The organism is Streptosporangium sandarakinum, from assembly GCF_013409935.1.
GTDB lineage: Bacteria > Actinomycetota > Actinomycetes > Streptosporangiales > Streptosporangiaceae > Streptosporangium > Streptosporangium nondiastaticum.
In genome coordinates, this window is the sequence record NZ_JACCCO010000001.1 from 849,842 (window position 1) to 866,472 (window position 16,631).

The window sequence follows — 16,631 nt, forward strand, 5'->3', positions numbered from 1 at the left end:
TCCCGTTGGACGGCGGCGAGGGGTGTGATCGCTATGGCGCGCGACGACAGGCCGATCGACATCTTCGTCAGCTACTCCCCCGCCGACGAACGCTGGGCGTCGTGGATCGCCTGGGAGCTGGAGGCCGCCGGTTACCGCACGATGATCCAGGCGTGGGACTTCGTGCCGGGGACCCAGTTCATCGAGTTCATGGACCGCGGTGTCAGCGAGGCCGCGCTGGTGGTCGCGGTGCTGTCGCGCAACTACCTCAGGTCGCGCTGGGGGCGGATGGAGTGGCAGGCCGCGCTGCGCGCCGACCCCGACAACCCCTCCAACAAGCTGGTCACGATCCGGCTGGAGGACTGCCCGCTGGAGGGGCTGCTGGCCACGATCACCTGGGTGGACCTGGTCGGGGTGACCGGCGCCGACGAGGCGCGGGCGCTGCTGCTGAACCGGATCGAGCAGGCGCTGGCCGGCCGTGCCAAGCCACTGGACCGGCCGTCCTTCCCCGTCGGCCCGGCCCTCACCGGCGGGACGGCGGCCGTCCCCGGCGAGGTCCCGGCGGCGCCGTCCCGGCACGGGCCGGCGCGGGCCCGCCGTACCCCGGTGGCGCCGCCCGCCTACCCGGCCGGGCCGCCGGCGCGGGGCCCGCGCGGGCCGGTGACGCTGCTGCACGTGGCGGGCCCCCGGTTCGGCCGGGGGCTGGCCGCCGAGGACGAGCCGCTGACGGCCGAGGAGCTGCAGCCGCGGATCTGGGCCGACCTGACCCGGATGCGGGACGCCGGGGCGCCGCGGCCCGACCTGATGATCGTGACCGGTGACCTCACCGAGTCGGGCAGCCGCCGCGAGTTCGGCGAGGCCGCGGCGTTCCTGACCGGGCTGCGGGTGCTGCTCGGCCTGGAGCCGCAGCGGCTGGTGGTCGTGCCCGGCCCCCGCGACGTCACCAAGGCCGCCTGCCGGGCCTACTTCAGCAACTGCGAGGCCGACGACGTGCGCCCGCAGCCGCCCTACTGGCCCAAGTGGCGGCACTTCGCCGCCCTGTTCGAGGAGCTCTACCTGGGGCTCGACGGGCCGGAGTTCGACAGCGCCCAGCCGTGGACGCTCTTCGCCGTCCCCGACCTCAAGGTCGTGGTGGCCGGGCTCAACTCCACGATGGCGATGAGCCACCGCGAGGAGGACGGCTACGGCTTCGTCGGCGAGGCGCAGGCCGCGTGGTTCGCCGAGCGGCTGCGGCCGTTCGAGGAGGCGGGCTGGCTGCGGGTCGGCGCGGTCGGCCACCCACCCGTCACCCCCCACCTGCGTGACGCCGCGACGGTCGAGCGGCTGCTGGCCGGGCGGCTCAACCTGCTGCTGCACGGCACCGGCGGCACGCGCGGCGCGTCCGCCGCCGACGGCCCGGAGGCGGGGGGCGGCGCCGGGCCGAGGGACGCGCTGCGCCTGCCCGCCCTGGCCCCGGGACGCCACCGGATCATCGAGGTGACCGCGGACGGCCTGCGCCGCTGGGACCGCGACCGCGACGACCCGGCGCCCACCGAGGAGGTGACGCGCCGGTGGCACGCGACGGGGCTGACGTTCGCCCCGGCCGACTCCCCCGAGGGCCTCGCCGGCCCCGCCGCCCTGCCGCCGGCCGGGCCCGGCCCGGCCGGGCCGGAGCGGGCGCCGTCCCCGTCGATGCTGCTGCTCGACCGGATCGCCGAGGTGTGCGAGGCCCGGCACGACCGGGTCAAGATCAGGAAGATTCCCGGCGAGGTTCCGCAGCTGCTGGTCACCTACCCCGAGGACGGCTTCGTCCGGCAGCTGCGGATCGGCGCGCACGCCGGGGAGCCGACCCGGCGCGAGGTGGAGGCGTTCGCCGGCCAGGTGCACGCCTCCGGGATGGAGCACGGCGCCGAGCTGGTCTACCAGGGGCCGCCGCCGTCGCCGGCGCTGCGCGAGGAGACGGCCCGGCGGGGGCTGCGGCTGCGCAGCTTCACCGAGTTCCAGGGGCTGATGGACCTGACGGGATACGTCGCCGACCAGACGGCGCGGCTGCGCGCCGACCGGCGCTACCCGCCGGAGCTGTACGTGCCGCAGCGGTTCCGGGAGCTGGACCGCCCCGGCGGGCAGGTCCGGGAGGGCCTGACCGACGAGCTGATGCGGCTGCTGGCCGCCGACCACGGCCGGTTCCTGCTGCTGCTGGGCGACTTCGGGCACGGCAAGACCTTCGCGCTGCGCGAGCTGGCCCGGCGGATCCCGGTGGAGCTGCCGCACCTGGTGCCGATCCTGATCGAGCTGCGCTCCCTGGACAAGGCGCACTCGGTGGACGGGCTGGTCGCCGCGCACCTGGCCGGGCACGGCGAGGACGTCATCGACCTGAAGGCGTTCCACTACATGCTCCGCCAGGGCCGCGTGGTGCTGCTGTTCGACGGGTTCGACGAGCTGGTCACCCGGGTGACCTACGACCGCGCCGCCGACCACCTCGACACGCTGCTGCAGGCGGCCGAGGACAAGGCGAAGATCGTCGTGGCCGGCCGTACCCAGCATTTCAAGTCCAGCGCGCAGGTGCTGACCAAGCTCGGCGAGAGGGTGGGGCTGCTGCCGCAGCGGCGGCTGCTGAGCATCGAGGACTTCACCCGGCCGCAGATCCGCTCCTACCTCGTCAACCGCTACGGCGGCGACGAGGACGCGGCGGGCGACCGGTTCTCGCTGATGAGCGACATCGGGGACCTGCTGGGCCTGGCGAGCAACCCGCGGATGCTCGGCTTCATCGCCGACCTCGACGGGCAACGCCTGGCCACCGTCGCCCGGGCCCGGCACACCATCAGCGCGGCGCTGCTGTACGAGGAGATCATCGGCTCCTGGCTCACCTTCGAGGAGCATCGGGTACACGGCGTGCCGGGCGCGACCACCGGGCTGCGCGCCCGGCAGCTGCGCGAGGCGGTGACGGCGCTGGCGCTGCGGCTGTGGGAGAGCGGCGAGGCGTACCTGCGGCCCGCCGAGCTGGCCGAGGCCGCCGAGACGCTGACCGGCCTGGCCGACGGGCAGCTGACCGGCGGGCAGACCGCGCACGCGGTCGGGACGGGCAGCCTGCTGGTCCGCACCGAGGAGGGCCTGTTCGGGTTCATCCACTCCTCCGTCGTGGAGTGGCTGGTCGCCCGGCACGTCGCCGCGACGTTCCCCGCCCCGGCGGCGCTCGCCCGCAGGCCGCTGTCGCAGCTGACGGTGGAGTTCCTGTGCGACCTGGCCGACGTGCGCGCCTGCCGGTCCTGGGCGGCCGGGGTGCTGGCCGACCCGGACGCCGGCGACGTCTCCCGGGCCAACGCCGTCAGGATCACCACCAGGCTGCGCACGCCCGCGATGACCGACCTGCGGGGCGCCGTGCTGCGCGGCGAGGACCTGTCCGAGCGTGACCTGCGGGAGGTCGACCTCACCGGCGCCGACCTGACCGACGCCGTCCTCGCCGGGACCGACCTGTCGCGCGCCGTGCTGCGCGGCGCGCGGCTGACCGGGGCCCTGCTGGACGAGGCCAGGCTCACCGGCGCCGACCTGCGCGGCGCCGACCTGACCCGGGCCCGGCTGGCCAGGGCGGACCTGCGGGACGCGGCGCTGGCGGGCAGCCGCTGGCAGCGGGCCGCGCTGATCGACGTCACCGGTACGGTGACCGGCGTCCCGGAGCTGCGCGGCGCCGCGATCGCGCCGGGCCACCCGGTGGAGACCGAACTCGCCCCGGCGGCGATCGGCGTGCCGTACGGTTACCACTTTCAAAGCGGCAGGCTGCCCGAGCCCGTCGCCTACAGCCCCGACGGCGAGACCGTGGCGATCGGCGGCGACGACGGCGGGGTGCTGCTGTGCGACAGCTCCACGGGCCTGCCGATCAGGAACCTGCGCGGCCACCGCGGGCGGGTCTACGCCGTCACCTTCGACGACTCGGGCGACCTGCTGGCCACCGGGGCGAGCGACGGCACGGTCCGGCTGTGGGACCCGGTCACCGCGCAGGCGTCCCACGTGCTCACCGGGCACCGCGACGGGGTGTGGCCGGTGCTGTTCGGCCCCGGCGGCCGGCTGGTGGCGGCCGGCGGCGCCGACGGCGTGGTGCGGCTCTGGGACACCGCCACCGGCCTGCCGTACCGGGAGCTGGCCGGGCACCGGGCGCCGATCTACACCGCGGCGTTCGACGCGGGCGGCGGCACGCTCGTCACCGGCGACGCCGGCGGGACGATCCGGATGTGGGACGTGCGGTCCGGCGCGCTCGTCCGGACCCTGACCGGCCACCGCGGCCGGGTCTATCGCCTCGCCTACGACCCCGGCGGCACGCTCCTGGCGGCCGGGGGCCGCGAGGGCGCGGTGCGGATCTGGGACCCCCGCGACGGGCGGGTCCTGCACGAGCTGACCGGGCACGCCGGCCGCGTCTACGCGCTGGCCTTCACCCCGTCCGGGCGGCTGCTGGCGACCGGCGACACCGAGGGCGAGATCCGGCTGTGGGACCCGGTCACCGGCGCCTCGCGGGGCGTGCGCGCCGGCCATCGCGCGGCGGTCTACCAGGTCGCGTTCAGCCCCGACTCAGCGCTGCTGGCCAGCGCCGACTCCGACGGCGCGGTCCACCTGCGCGACGTCTCCGACGACCGGGGCCGGGTGGAGCTGACCGGGCACCGCGGCTCGGTCTGGCCGTTCGCCTTCCGGCCCGACGGCGGCCAGCTCGCCACCGTCAGCAACGACGGCACGGCCCGGCTGTGGGACCCGGTCACCGGGCAGTGCCGGCACGTGCTGCGCGGCCACGGGCGGAAGATCACCTCGGTGCGGTTCAGCGGCGACGGCAGCATGCTGGCGACCAGCGGCAACGACGGGGTCGTGCGGATCTGGGAGCCGCGCACCGGCCGCCGCCTGCGGGAGCTCACCGGGCAGGCCGACCGGCTCATCTCCGCCGACTTCAGCCCGGCCGGGCCCACGCTCGCCACCGCCAGCAACGACGGCGGGGTGCACTTCTGGAACGCCGCCACCGGCGACTACGAGCGGGAGCTGGACGTCGAGACCGACCACGTGTGGGCGGAGGCGTTCAGCCCCGCCGGGGACCACATCGCCACCGCCAACGACGACGACAGCGTCTGCGTCTGGTACCGGCCGAGCGGCCGGCGGGTCGTCAGGCTCGCCGACCACCACGGCCGGGTCCGCTCCATCGCGTTCAGCCCGGACGGCGAGCGCCTGGCGACCGGCTGCGACGACCGGCTGGTGCGGATCTGGGAGATCGGGAGCGGCGAGTGCGTCGCCGTCCTGGAGGGGCACACCGACCGGGTGTACGCGGTGACCTTCAGTCCGGACGGCCGCGAGCTGCTCAGCGCCGGCAACGACGGCCAGGCCCTGGTGTGGGACCTGCGGCGGGAACGCCCGGAGCTCCGGCGCGCCCTCACCCGTGGCTCCGGGCGGCTGTGGGCCGCCGCCTGCAGCCCGGACGGCTCACTGCTGGCCACCGGCGGCGACGACCTGTCGGTGCGGCTCTGGGACGCCCGCACCGGCCGGCACCTGCACTCCCTCACCGGGCACACCCGGCGGATCTGGTCGCTGGCCTTCGCCCCCGGCGGGGACCTGCTGGCCAGCGCGGGCGACGACGGCGTGGTGATCCTGTGGGATCTGCGCCCCGGTACGGCTCCCGCCCGGCGGGTCTCGCTCCTGGGACTGGCCGAGGGGTGGGCGGCCATCGCGCCGGACGGGCGGTACAAGCTGGTGGGCGACGTGGCGGGCCAGTTCTGGTACGCCGTGGGGACCCGCCGGTTCGAGCCGGGGGAACTGGACGCCTACCTGCCGGTGGCCGGCCGGATCCCGCTGGACGCCGAGTTCTGACGTCCGGCCCCGGGCCGCGCGGGCCTCCCGCGGTGGGAGGGCCTCTCGCGGTGGGAGGGCCTCTCACGGTGGGAGGGCCTCTCACGGTGGGGCGGGCGCCAGAGCGGTCCGGCGGACGGGCTCCGGGCGACGCGGGGGGCTCAGGTGCGGGCGCGGACGGGCTCAGGTGCGGGCGCGGGTGGTCAGCTCGGCCCAGACCTCCTCGGCGCGGGCCGTCAGCTCCTCCAGCGATCCCTCGTTCGGCACGACGATGTCGGCGACCTTGAGCCGGTCCTCACGGCTCGCCTGGGCGGCGATCCGGGCCTCGGCGTCCTGCCGGGCCATGCCGCGCAGCTCCACCAGCCGGGCGATCCGGACGTCGTCGGCGGCGTCCACCACCACGACCACGTCGTACATGGGGGCGAGACCGTTCTCGGCGAGCAGCGGGACGTCGTAGACCACGATCGCGTCCGCGTCCGCCCGGTCCTGCAGCTCGGCGACGCGCGCGCCGACCAGCGGGTGCACGATGCCGTTGAGGACGGCGAGTTTCTCGGGGTCGGAGAAGACGATCGAGCCGAGCTTCGGCCGGTCGAGCGTGCCGTCGGCACGGAGGATCCCGGCGCCGAACGCCTCGATGACCCGGGCCAGCCCCTCGGTGCCGGGTTCGACCACCTCGCGGGCGATCCGGTCGGCGTCGATCACCACGGCCCCCAGGGAGGCCAGCCGCCGCGACACCTCGCTCTTGCCGGACCCGATTCCGCCGGTAAGTCCCACCTTCAGCATGACGGGCAGCATAACGCGGCGGGCGGCGGGAGCGGACTCGGCCGGGCTGCCTCCGCGTGCGCCGACCCCGGCGGACGGGTCCCGGGCGGGTCAGGGTTCGCGGCGCAGGTGGACCAGCGTGAGATGGTCGCTCATCCGCTCCCGGCGGGTCTCGCGGTAGCCGTGACGCCGGTACAGCCTGAGGTTGCTCTCCGACAGGTGACCGGTGAACAGGTCGAACGCCCGCGCGGAGGCGGCCTCGGCGTGGAGGGCGGCCAGCAGCGCCCCGCCGACGCCGCGGCCCTGGGCGTCGGGTGCGACCACGAGGCGGCCGACCAGGCAGGTGGTGCCGGACATCCTCCCGCGGACCGCGCCGACGATCCGTTCCCCCTGGCGGGCGACGAGGACGACGCCGGTCTCGACGGCCGCGCGGACCTGCTCGGCCGACTCCACCAGCGGCGGGATGAACGGATCCCCGTAGAGCTGGGCCTCGCTGACGTAGGCGGCCCGCTGCACGGTCAGGATCTCTCCGGCGTCCCCGGGTCCGGCCCGTTCGATCATGGTCACGGCCGCCACCCTACGGCACCGCCGTACCGTACGGCGGGGGCGGGTCTTCACGGTCCGGGCGCGGTTCCGCGGCCGGAGGCGGCCGGAACGTGAAAAAGGACCCCGCCGAAGCGGGGTCCTTCCTCACATCACTCGCTCAGGGCCTGCGCCCGGCGGGACCGGTGTCAGCTCTGGCCGCCGGCGAGCTTCTCGCGCAGAGCGGCGAGAGCCTCGTCGGAGGCGAGGGCGCCGGCCGCCGGAGCGGAGGAACCGCCGCCGCTCGAACCGGCCGACTGGGTCTCACCGGTGTAGGACGTCGGAGCCGCCTCGGCCTCGGCGTCGGCCTTGCGGGCCTCCTCGATCTGGCGCTTGTGGGCCTCGAAGCGGTTCTGGGCCTCGGCGTACTGCCGCTCCCACTCCTCGCGCTGCTTGTCGAAGCCCTCGAGCCACTCGCCGGTCTCGGAGTCGAAGCCCTCGGGGTAGATGTAGTTGCCCTGGTCGTCGTAGGTCGCCGCCATGCCGTACAGCGTGGGGTCGAACTCGACGTCGGCGCCCATCGCGGACTCGTTCGCCTGCTTGAGCGACAGCGAGATCCGGCGACGGTCGAGGTCGATGTCGATGATCTTGACGAAGATCTCCTCGCCGACCGTGACGACCTGCTCGGGGATCTCGACGTGACGCTCGGCCAGCTCGGAGATGTGGACGAGGCCCTCGATGCCCTCCTCGACCCGGACGAACGCACCGAACGGCACCAGCTTGGTGACCCGGCCGGGCACGACCTGGCCGATCTGGTGGGTACGGGCGAACTGCTGCCAGGGGTCCTCCTGCGTCGCCTTGAGCGACAGGGAGACCCGCTCGCGCTCCATGTCGACGTCGAGAACCTCGACGGTGACCTCCTGGCCGACCTCGACGACCTCGGACGGGTGGTCGATGTGCTTCCAGGACAGCTCCGAGACGTGCACCAGACCGTCGACGCCGCCGAGGTCGACGAACGCGCCGAAGTTGACGATCGAGGAGACGACGCCCTTGCGGACCTGACCCTTCTGCAGGGTGTTGAGGAACGTCTGGCGAACCTCGGACTGGGTCTGCTCCAGCCAGGCGCGGCGGGACAGGACCACGTTGTTGCGGTTCTTGTCGAGCTCGATGATCTTCGCCTCGAGCTCGCGGCCGACATACGGCTGCAGGTCGCGGACCCGGCGCATCTCGACCAGGGACGCCGGCAGGAAGCCACGGAGGCCGATGTCGAGGATGAGACCACCCTTGACGACCTCGATGACGGTGCCGGTGACGATGCCGTCCTCGTCCTTGATCTTCTCGATCGTGCCCCAGGCCCGCTCGTACTGAGCGCGCTTCTTGGACAGGATCAGACGGCCTTCCTTGTCCTCCTTCTGGAGGACGAGCGCCTCGACGTGCTCGCCAACCTCGACGACATCCGCCGGATCGACATCGTGCTTGATCGAGAGCTCACGCGAGGGGATGACACCCTCGGTCTTGTAGCCGATGTCGAGCAAAACTTCGTCTCGATCGACCTTGACGACGGTGCCCTCGACGATGTCGCCGTCGTTGAAGTACTTGATGGTCAGGTCGATCGCTGCGAGGAACTCTTCCTCGGACCCGATGTCGTTGACCGCTACCTGCGGGGTGCTCGAGGTGGCCTCAGTGCTGCTCGTCATGTGTGGAAGTGCTCCGAACGCGGACAGATGTCGATGTGGCGAACACGCAGCAGGCCTCTTACCGATCAGCCGGAGAATCCGGAGGATTACGCCGACTTGATCGAGCGCGAGCCCACTCGGTCCGAGACACGCACGAGCCCACAGCGCAGCGATCAGCATATGAGACCAGACGAGCCTGGTCAATCCGGGGGCACGACACGCCGGGGGTCCGGACCGGAAATCAGCTGATCCGGACCGTGATCGGGGTCGCTCAGTAGACGATCACCCGTCCCCTGTTCCGGGAGCTGATCTTACCGCGAAGTCCTTTGGGAACGGAGATGTGGGCCGGATCACCGTCGGCGGTGTAGCGCCGGTCGGGGTGGTCGCGCAGCCACTCCAGCCAGTACTGCGAGCACCATCGACGACATTCGCCTTTTTTACCGTTGCTTTGGATCCGCTGGATGGCCCGCCAGTCGTATCCCTTGGTGAACGGCGACTCCGACGGCTGCGCCCCGGCCAGGAAGACGCCCTTGAACCGGTAGGTGACGCCGTCCCACTTGCCGGCCTGCACGATGGACCTCTTGCGCGGCATCGCGCCGTAGGGCAGGGCCAGCGTCTCCGACGGCCCGACTCCGAGCCGGCCGAGCAGCCGCTCGGTCCGCGCGAGCTGCTCGGCGACCTTCTTCTTCGGCATGGCGGGGAGGTAGGGGTGACGCCAGGTGTGGTTGGCGACCTCGAACCCGTGGGAGGCCAGCCAGTCCACCGCGCGCTTCTGGTCCTTCTCCGCGCGCAGCCCGAACGGCTCGCGGTTGACCCAGAAGGTCGCCACCGGGCGGAAGCCCGGGTACCTCCTGGCGACGTCGTAGATGACCCCGACGGCGGTGTCCTTGACCGGCGCGCCGGAGTCGTCCAGCGCGAAGTGGCTGGAGTGGCCGTCGTCGAAGGTCAGCACGACCGGGTGCTTGCCGGCCGGGATGTCCATCCGGCCGGTGACGAACTCGCGCGCGGTGACCGGCACGTAGTCGTCCTCGGCGAGCCTCTCCAGCTCCTTGCGCAGCTGGGCGGGCGTGCGGTCGATGGAGGCGGCGCGCTTGGCGACGATCCGGTGGTACATCAGCACCGGGACCATTCCGGCCTCGTTGGCCCCGACCTGCCGGGCGAACTCCGGGGTGGCCGGGACGGGCGGCGGCAGCTCGACCGACGGCAGGGCGGGGTCCGCGGACTCCGCGGAGCCCGGAGACCCCGAGGGGTCCGGCGCGGCGGACGGCGAATCCGTCGCCCGCCCCCTCGTCCAGTCGGCCACCGGCGTGGTCGCCGGGGGCAGCACCAGGAGCGCCACCACCGCGACGGCCACCACCAGCACGTTCACCAGCATGATGACCTGTGCGAACGGCGTCAGACTCCGCACGAAACCCCCGTGACGTCGAAGATGTCGGCTCGATGACCCACCCTAGAGCAGATCCGGGCGGGCCGGACGATCCCGACCGCCGGGGCTCAGTGACCGGCGTCCTCCCAGGTGCGCCCGACGCCCACGGAGACCTCCAGCGGGACCCGCAGGGAGTAGGCGGCGTTCATCCGGCCGACGACCAGGTCACGCAGCGTGTCGAGCTCTCCGGGCGCCACCTCGAACACGAGCTCGTCGTGGACCTGGAGCAGCATCCGCGACCGCAGACCGGCATCCTTGACCGCGCGGTGGACGCCCAGCATGGCGACCTTGATGATGTCGGCCGCCGACCCCTGGATCGGGGCGTTGAGCGCCATCCGCTCGGCCATCTCGCGGCGCTGGCGGTTGTCGCTGTTGAGGTCGGGGAGGTAGCGGCGGCGGCCCAGGATGGTCTCGGTGTAGCCGTCCTGCCGGGCCTGCGCGACGATCGCGTTGAGGAAGTCGCGGACGCCGCCGAACTCCTCGAAGTACTCCTCCTTCAGGCCCCTGGCCTCGGCCACCGGGATGTTCAGCTGCGCCGACAGCCCGTAGTCGGACAGGCCGTAGGCCAGGCCGTAGTTCATCGCCTTGATCTTGGCGCGCATCTCCCCGGTGACCTCGCCGGGGGCGATGTCGAACACCCGCGCGGCGGTGGCCTTGTGGAAGTCGTGACCCGACTCGAAGGCCGCGATCAGCGACTCGTCGCCGGACAGGTGCGCCATGATCCGCAGCTCGATCTGGCTGTAGTCGGCCGTCAGCAGCGTCTCGTAGCCGGAGCCGACCACGAAGCCCTGCCGGATCCGGCGGCCCTCCACGGTGCGGATCGGGATGTTCTGCAGGTTGGGCTTCTCGGAGCTGAGCCGCCCGGTGGCCGCGACGATCTGGTTGAAGGTGGTGTGGATCCGCCCGTCGTCGGCGACCTCCTTGATCAGGCCCTCGACGGTGACCTTGAGCTTGGCCTGATCACGGTGACGGAGCATGATCGTCGGCAGCTCGTGGTCGGTCTGGGTGGCCAGCCAGGCCAGCGCGTCGGCGTCGGTGGTGTAGCCCGTCTTGGTCTTCTTGGTCTTGGGCAGCCCGAGCCTGACGAACAGGATCTCCTGCAGCTGCTTGGGCGAGCCGAGGTTGAACTGCTCGCCGACGCAGGCGTGCGCCGCCTCCACGGCCTGCTTGACCGCGGCGCCGAACTCGGCCTCCAGCCGGCCGAGGTGGTCGCCGTCGGCGGCGATCCCGGCCCGCTCCATCTCGGCCAGCACGCCCACCAGCGGCAGCTCCACGTCGCGCAGCAGGCCGGCGCCGCCGCGCGTCTCCAGGAACGCCTCCAGCGCGTCGGCCAGCTCGGCCACGGCCAGCGCCCGCAGGCCCAGGTCGCGGGCGGCCTCCTCCTCAAGGTCGTCGAACAGGCTCGCCTGGCCGCCGTCGTCGGCCTGGCCGCGCAGCTCCCGCTGGAGGTAGGAGCGCGCCAGGTCCTCCAGCGGGAAGGCGCGCTGCCCCGGCATGGCGAGGTAGGCGGCCAGCGCCGTGTCGCACGTCAGGCCGCGCAGCTCCATCCCCTGGGACCACAGCGCCAGCATGGGGCCCTTGGCGTCGTGGACGGCCTTGGCCGCCGACTCGTCGGCCAGCCACGCCCGCAGCGCCGCCTCGTCGGATTCGGTGAGCGCCACGGGGTCGACGAAGGCCGCCCGGCCCGGCGCGCCGTCGCCCGGCACGGCGATCGCGATGCCGTCCAGACGGCCGGCGCCCTTGGCGTAGGAGCCGGTGAAGGCCAGGCCCGCGCGGTGGCCCGGGCCGGTGGGCAGCGCCGCGAGCCAGGCGGCGACCTCGTCGGGGCCGAGCCGCACGACGTCGACCTCGAACGCCTCGCCGTCCTCGCCCGTGGCCTCGGCCGCGCCGAGCGTCTTGAACAGCCGGTCGCGGATCTCGCCGCGGAACTCCAGCGTGTCGAGGATCTTGTCGATCTCCCCGCGGTCCCACCGGCCGATCGTCAGCGCCGTGACGTCCTGCTCCAGCGGCGCGTCGCGCAGCAGGTGGGTGAGGCGGCGGTTGAGCAGCACCTGGTCGAGGTGGGCCCGCAGCTTGTCGCCGACCTTGCCGGTGACCTCGTCGACCCGGTTCACCAGCTCCTCCAGCGAGCCGAACTCGCGGATCCACTTGGCGGCGGTCTTCTCCCCCACGCCCGGGATGTTGGGGAGGTTGTCGCTGCTGTCGCCGCGGATCGCGGCGAAGTCGGGGTACTGCACCGGGGTGAGGCCGTACTTCTCCTCGACGGCCTCGGGCGTGAACCTCGTCATGTTGCTGATCCCCACCCGGGTCATCAGCACCGTGATCCGGTCGTCGACGAGCTGCAGCGCGTCGCGGTCGCCGGTGACGACCAGCACGTTCATCCCCTGGTCGGCGGCGCGGGTGGCGAGCGTGGCGATCAGGTCGTCGGCCTCGTACCCCGGCAGCGACATGTGCGGGACGTGCAGCGCGTCGAGCATCTCGTGGATGAGGCTCATCTGGCTGCGGAAGCTGTCGGGGCTCGCGCTGCGGTTGGCCTTGTAGGGGGTGTACTCCTCGTGCCGGAACGTCGGCTCCGACCGGTCGAAGCAGACCGCCACGTGCGTGGGCTGCTCGTCGCGGAGCACGTTGACCAGCATCGACGTGAAACCGTAGACCGCGTTGGTCGTCTGCCCGGTCGTCGTGGAGAAGTTCTCCTCCGGCAGGGCGTAGAACGCCCGGTAGGCCAGGGAGTGACCGTCCAGCAGCAGCAGACACGGACGAGAGGGGGTCGCTTCGTTCTTCGGCACACCAAAAGCCTAGTCTCCTGGTGCGACAGAAAACCTGGGTCGGTACGACAGGAGGCATCCCCTTGACCATGACGGACCCCGACGAGGTCGCCCGCCGGCTGTGGGAGCGGCTCGGCGCCTCCCAGGCCGACACCCTGATCGGCCGGATGGGCATCGAGATCGTCGAGGCCGGCCCGGACCGGGTGGTCGGCCGGATGCCGGTCAAGGGCAACGTCCAGCCGTACGGCCTGCTGCACGGCGGCGCCTCCTGCGTGCTGGCCGAGACCCTCGGCTCGGCCGGGGCGGCGCTGTTCGCCGGGCCCGGCCGGATCGCGGTGGGCGTCGAGATCAACGCCTCCCACCACCGCTCGGCCACCTCCGGCCACGTCACCGGCGTCGCCACCCGGATCCACGGCGGCCGCACGCTCGCCACCTACGACATCCGGATCACCGACGAGCAGGACCGCCTGGTGTGCACCTCGCGCCTGACCTGCGTGCTGCGCGACCGCTGACCCCGTACGGCCCCGCGCCGTCCGCGCCTCCGGCGGTCCTCCCGGGCCACGCGGGGCCGGCGGGCCGGCGGGCCTCCAGGCGCGTGCCCGCTCCGCGCGGGACCGCCGATCCTTTACGTTGCGAGGCCGGATCCGGGCCGTACATCTTTGCACTATCGGCACATGGGTCGCTACGGTGGGTGACAGCGGTGCCCGCGGGGAGGCCGAGTAGAAAACGCGCAGGGTCGGGGAAGCTCTGCACGGCGCCAAAGGCCTCCCCCGGGCCCCGGGAACGGCCTCGCGGCCCCGCACCGGGGTGCGGGGCCGCGAGGGCCGTGCCGGACGTGCGGGACGCCTCAGACGTCGGTGTGGGTCGGGTCCAGCACCCGGCGCAGGAACGCCTTGGTGCGCTCCTGCTGCGGGTCGCCGATCACCTGGGCGGCCGGGCCGTCCTCGACGATCACGCCGCCGTCCATGAAGACCACCCGGTCGGCTACGTCGCGGGCGAACGCCATCTCGTGGGTGACCACGAGCATCGTCATCCCCTCCTCGGCCAGCTTGCGCATGACCGCCAGCACGTCGCCGACCAGCTCGGGGTCCAGCGCCGAGGTGGGCTCGTCGAAGAGCATCAGCGCCGGGTTCATGGCCAGCGCCCGGGCGATGGCCACCCGCTGCTGCTGGCCGCCGGACAGCTGCGCCGGGTAGGCGTCGCACTTCTCGGCGATGCCCACCTTCTCCAGGTTCTCCCGGGCGACCCGGTCGGCCTCGGCCTTCCCGCGCTTCAGCACCCGCCGCTGGGCGATCATCACGTTCTCCAGCACCGTCATGTGCGGGAACAGGTTGAACTGCTGGAAGACCATGCCGACCCGGCGGCGGGCCGCGTCGAGGTCGACGTCGGGGTCGGTCAGCTCGATGCCCTCCAGGACCACCCGGCCGGAGGTGGGCTGCTCCAGGAGGTTCACGCACCGCAGCAGCGTCGACTTGCCCGACCCCGAGGGGCCGATGACGCAGACGACCTGGCCGGGCTCGACGGAGAAGTCGATGCCCTTGAGGACCTCCAGCTCGCCGAACGACTTGTGCAGGTCGCGGATCTCGACCGCGTGCTCCACCCCGCTCACCGTCCCTTCGCCTGACGACGTTCCAGCCGGGAGGCGAGGTAGCCCAGCGGGATGGTGACCAGGAGATACGTGATGCCGACCACCAGGATGGGGGTGGCGTTGGCGTAGGTGGAGGCCATGTCGTTGCCGAACTTCGTCAGCTCGACGTACTCGCCGGACACGCCGAGGAACAGCACCAGCGAGGAGTCCTTGAGCAGCGCCACGAACTGGTTGGTCGTCGGCGGGATCACGATCCGCACCGCCTGCGGGATGACGATGCTGACCATGGCCCTGGCGTGCGACATGCCCAGCGAGCGGGCCGCCTCCATCTGCCCCTTGGGTACGGCCTGCAGGCCCGCGCGGAGCGTCTCGGCCATGTAGGCCGCGCCGACGACCGTCAGGCCCAGGATGCCCTGGCCGTAGGTGCCGCCCGGAACCTCGAAGCCCGGCAGCGCCAGCGGCAGGAACAGGATGAGCAGGAAGATCAGCAGCGCGGGCAGCCCGCGGAAGATCTCGATGTAGGCGACGGCGATCCACCGGTAGGGGCGCACCGACGACATCCGCATCAGGGCGAACACCAGGCCCAGCAGGAAGGCGAAGACGAAGCCGCCCACCGAGTAGATGATCGTGTTCTTCAGCGCGACCGTGAACAGGTCCGGGAACATCTCCCCGGCGACCTCGCCCTTGGCGAAGTTCTGGCCGAGCGGGCCCCACTCGACGCGCAGCGCGAGGAAGACCACCAGGGCCGCCAGCACGACGTACTGGACGGCCCGGCTGATCCGTTGCTTCTTGCGGGGGCTGAGGCCCGCCCGGCCGGAGGGGGTTCCGGCCGGACGGGACGGCTCAGCCGCCTTGAGATGGTCGGTCATGGATCAGCCGAGCTCTCCGGGCTTCTTGCCGAACCACTTCATGAAGATCTCGTCGTAGGTGCCGTCCGACTTGGCGGCGGCGATCGACTCGTTGATGGTCTTCAGCAGGACGGGGTCGGCGTTCTTCTTCAGGCCGATGCCGTACTGCTCACCGGTGTCGAGGCTGGCGACCATCTCGAACTTGTCGGCGATCTCCGGCTTCTTCAGCCAGGTCAGCACGACCGGCAGGTCCTGGACGATCACGTCGACCTGGCCCGACTGCAGGCCCAGCAGCTCCTTGGGCGAGTCGGCGAACTCCTTGGGGTTGAGGCCCTGCTTCTTGACGTAGTCGAGGCCCGTGGTGGAGGCCTGCGCGCCGAGCCGCAGGTTCTTGCTCTTGACGTCGTCGAGGGAGGCGGCGCCGCTGCCCTTCTTCGCCAGCAGCGCCTGGGTGGCGTCGAAGTAGGGGTCGGAGAAGTCGATGTTGGCCTTGCGCTCCGGCGTGATCGTCATGCCGGCCGCGGCCGCGTCGCACTTGCCGGTCGCCATCGCCGCGCCGCTCTTGATGACGGCGAAGTCGATGTCCACGATCTCCTGCGTCAGGCCGAGCTTCTTGGCCGCCAGGTCCATGATGTCGACGTCGAAGCCGACGGTCTTGTCGCCCTGCTTGAACTGGAAGGGCTCATAGGGGAGGTTGGTGCAGACGGTCAGCTTGCCGGGGTTGACCACCTTGACGCCGCCCGCGGCGGACGCGTTCGACGAGGCGCTCCCGCTCGAAGCGGTGGTGTCGCCACCGTCACCGCCACAGGCCGACAGGCCGAGCGCGCCGGCGACGACCATGGCGCCCACCGCCAGCGTCCGACGGCGGAGAACAGAACTCAGGCCCACAACGGCCTCCTTACGGATCGGTGTCGCATCCGGAAACAGATACCTCAGTGCTGGGAATGCTTTCCCAGCCGCATGGCCATGCAGATCACCGATACGACACAATTCGGACAACAGTCACGTTCGAAGCCGCCCGGTCGCCGCCTGTTCCGGCATCGATCCCGGCGCCTCCTTCATCCGACGGCCAACGCCCGGTTTCGCGCCGGCCTATAAGAACGGCGGCCGGTCAGGCCGCGTCCCAGAACAATGTAAACGAACTATATTCGCACTTCAGAGCGGTGTGTCCCCGTTCACACGCTCCCCGCCGGGCGCCCCGGGCCACGGAAGCCCGCCGGGACCGGCCGCCCCGACGCGGTTCACGTGCCCGCGCCGGACTCATTGATCTCC

10 protein-coding genes are annotated in these 16,631 nt (G+C 72.3%); 2 read left to right on the top strand and 8 right to left on the bottom strand.

All coding sequences use genetic code 11. The features are described 5' to 3' along the window. Positions 1-33: 33 nt before the first annotated feature. Complete coding sequence (locus HDA43_RS03770) at positions 34-5,793, top strand: WD40 domain-containing protein (protein WP_179818317.1); 5,760 nt, start codon at positions 34-36, stop codon at positions 5,791-5,793. 162 nt (positions 5,794-5,955) lie between these two features. On the opposite strand, the gene coaE is transcribed toward HDA43_RS03770, so the two are convergent. From coaE to polA, 5 genes are all read right to left on the bottom strand, one after another. Beyond that, positions 5,956-6,555, bottom strand: a complete 600-nt coding sequence (coaE, locus tag HDA43_RS03775; RefSeq protein WP_179818318.1) for a dephospho-CoA kinase — start codon at positions 6,553-6,555, stop codon at positions 5,956-5,958. 90 nt (positions 6,556-6,645) lie between these two features. Continuing rightward, complete coding sequence (locus HDA43_RS03780) at positions 6,646-7,152, bottom strand: GNAT family N-acetyltransferase (protein ID WP_312872965.1); 507 nt, start codon at positions 7,150-7,152, stop codon at positions 6,646-6,648. 113 nt (positions 7,153-7,265) lie between these two features. Then, positions 7,266-8,753, bottom strand: coding sequence for a 30S ribosomal protein S1 (gene rpsA / locus HDA43_RS03785; RefSeq protein ID WP_179818319.1), 1,488 nt, complete (start codon positions 8,751-8,753; stop codon positions 7,266-7,268). A 250-nt stretch (positions 8,754-9,003) separates the two neighbouring features. Continuing rightward, on the bottom strand, positions 9,004-10,140 hold the full coding sequence (locus HDA43_RS03790) for a polysaccharide deacetylase family protein (protein ID WP_312872966.1): 1,137 nt from the start codon (positions 10,138-10,140) through the stop codon (positions 9,004-9,006). Positions 10,141-10,226: 86 nt separating this feature from the next. Next, a complete protein-coding gene (polA, locus tag HDA43_RS03795) occupies positions 10,227-12,944 on the bottom strand; it encodes a DNA polymerase I (RefSeq protein ID WP_179818320.1) in 2,718 nt (905 codons plus the stop codon). A 68-nt stretch (positions 12,945-13,012) separates the two neighbouring features. On the opposite strand from polA, the gene HDA43_RS03800 reads away from it, so the two are divergent. Further along, positions 13,013-13,435, top strand: a complete 423-nt coding sequence (locus tag HDA43_RS03800) for a PaaI family thioesterase (protein WP_179822732.1) — start codon at positions 13,013-13,015, stop codon at positions 13,433-13,435. Positions 13,436-13,770: 335 nt separating this feature from the next. Here HDA43_RS03800 and HDA43_RS03805 read toward each other — a convergent pair whose 3' ends face one another. From HDA43_RS03805 to HDA43_RS03815, 3 genes are read right to left on the bottom strand one after another with little or no spacing between them, the layout of a single operon-like run. Continuing rightward, positions 13,771-14,532: an amino acid ABC transporter ATP-binding protein gene (locus tag HDA43_RS03805; RefSeq protein WP_312872968.1), complete on the bottom strand. Its 762-nt coding sequence runs from the start codon at positions 14,530-14,532 to the stop codon at positions 13,771-13,773. Continuing rightward, a complete protein-coding gene (locus tag HDA43_RS03810; RefSeq protein ID WP_179818322.1) occupies positions 14,529-15,380 on the bottom strand; it encodes an amino acid ABC transporter permease in 852 nt (283 codons plus the stop codon). Before HDA43_RS03810 ends, HDA43_RS03805 begins: the two co-directional genes overlap by 4 nt. 3 nt (positions 15,381-15,383) lie before the next feature. After that, the gene (locus HDA43_RS03815) at positions 15,384-16,247 is read right to left on the bottom strand and encodes a transporter substrate-binding domain-containing protein (protein WP_312872970.1); all 864 of its coding nucleotides are present in this window, start codon (positions 16,245-16,247) and stop codon (positions 15,384-15,386) included. Positions 16,248-16,631 lie beyond the last annotated feature (384 nt).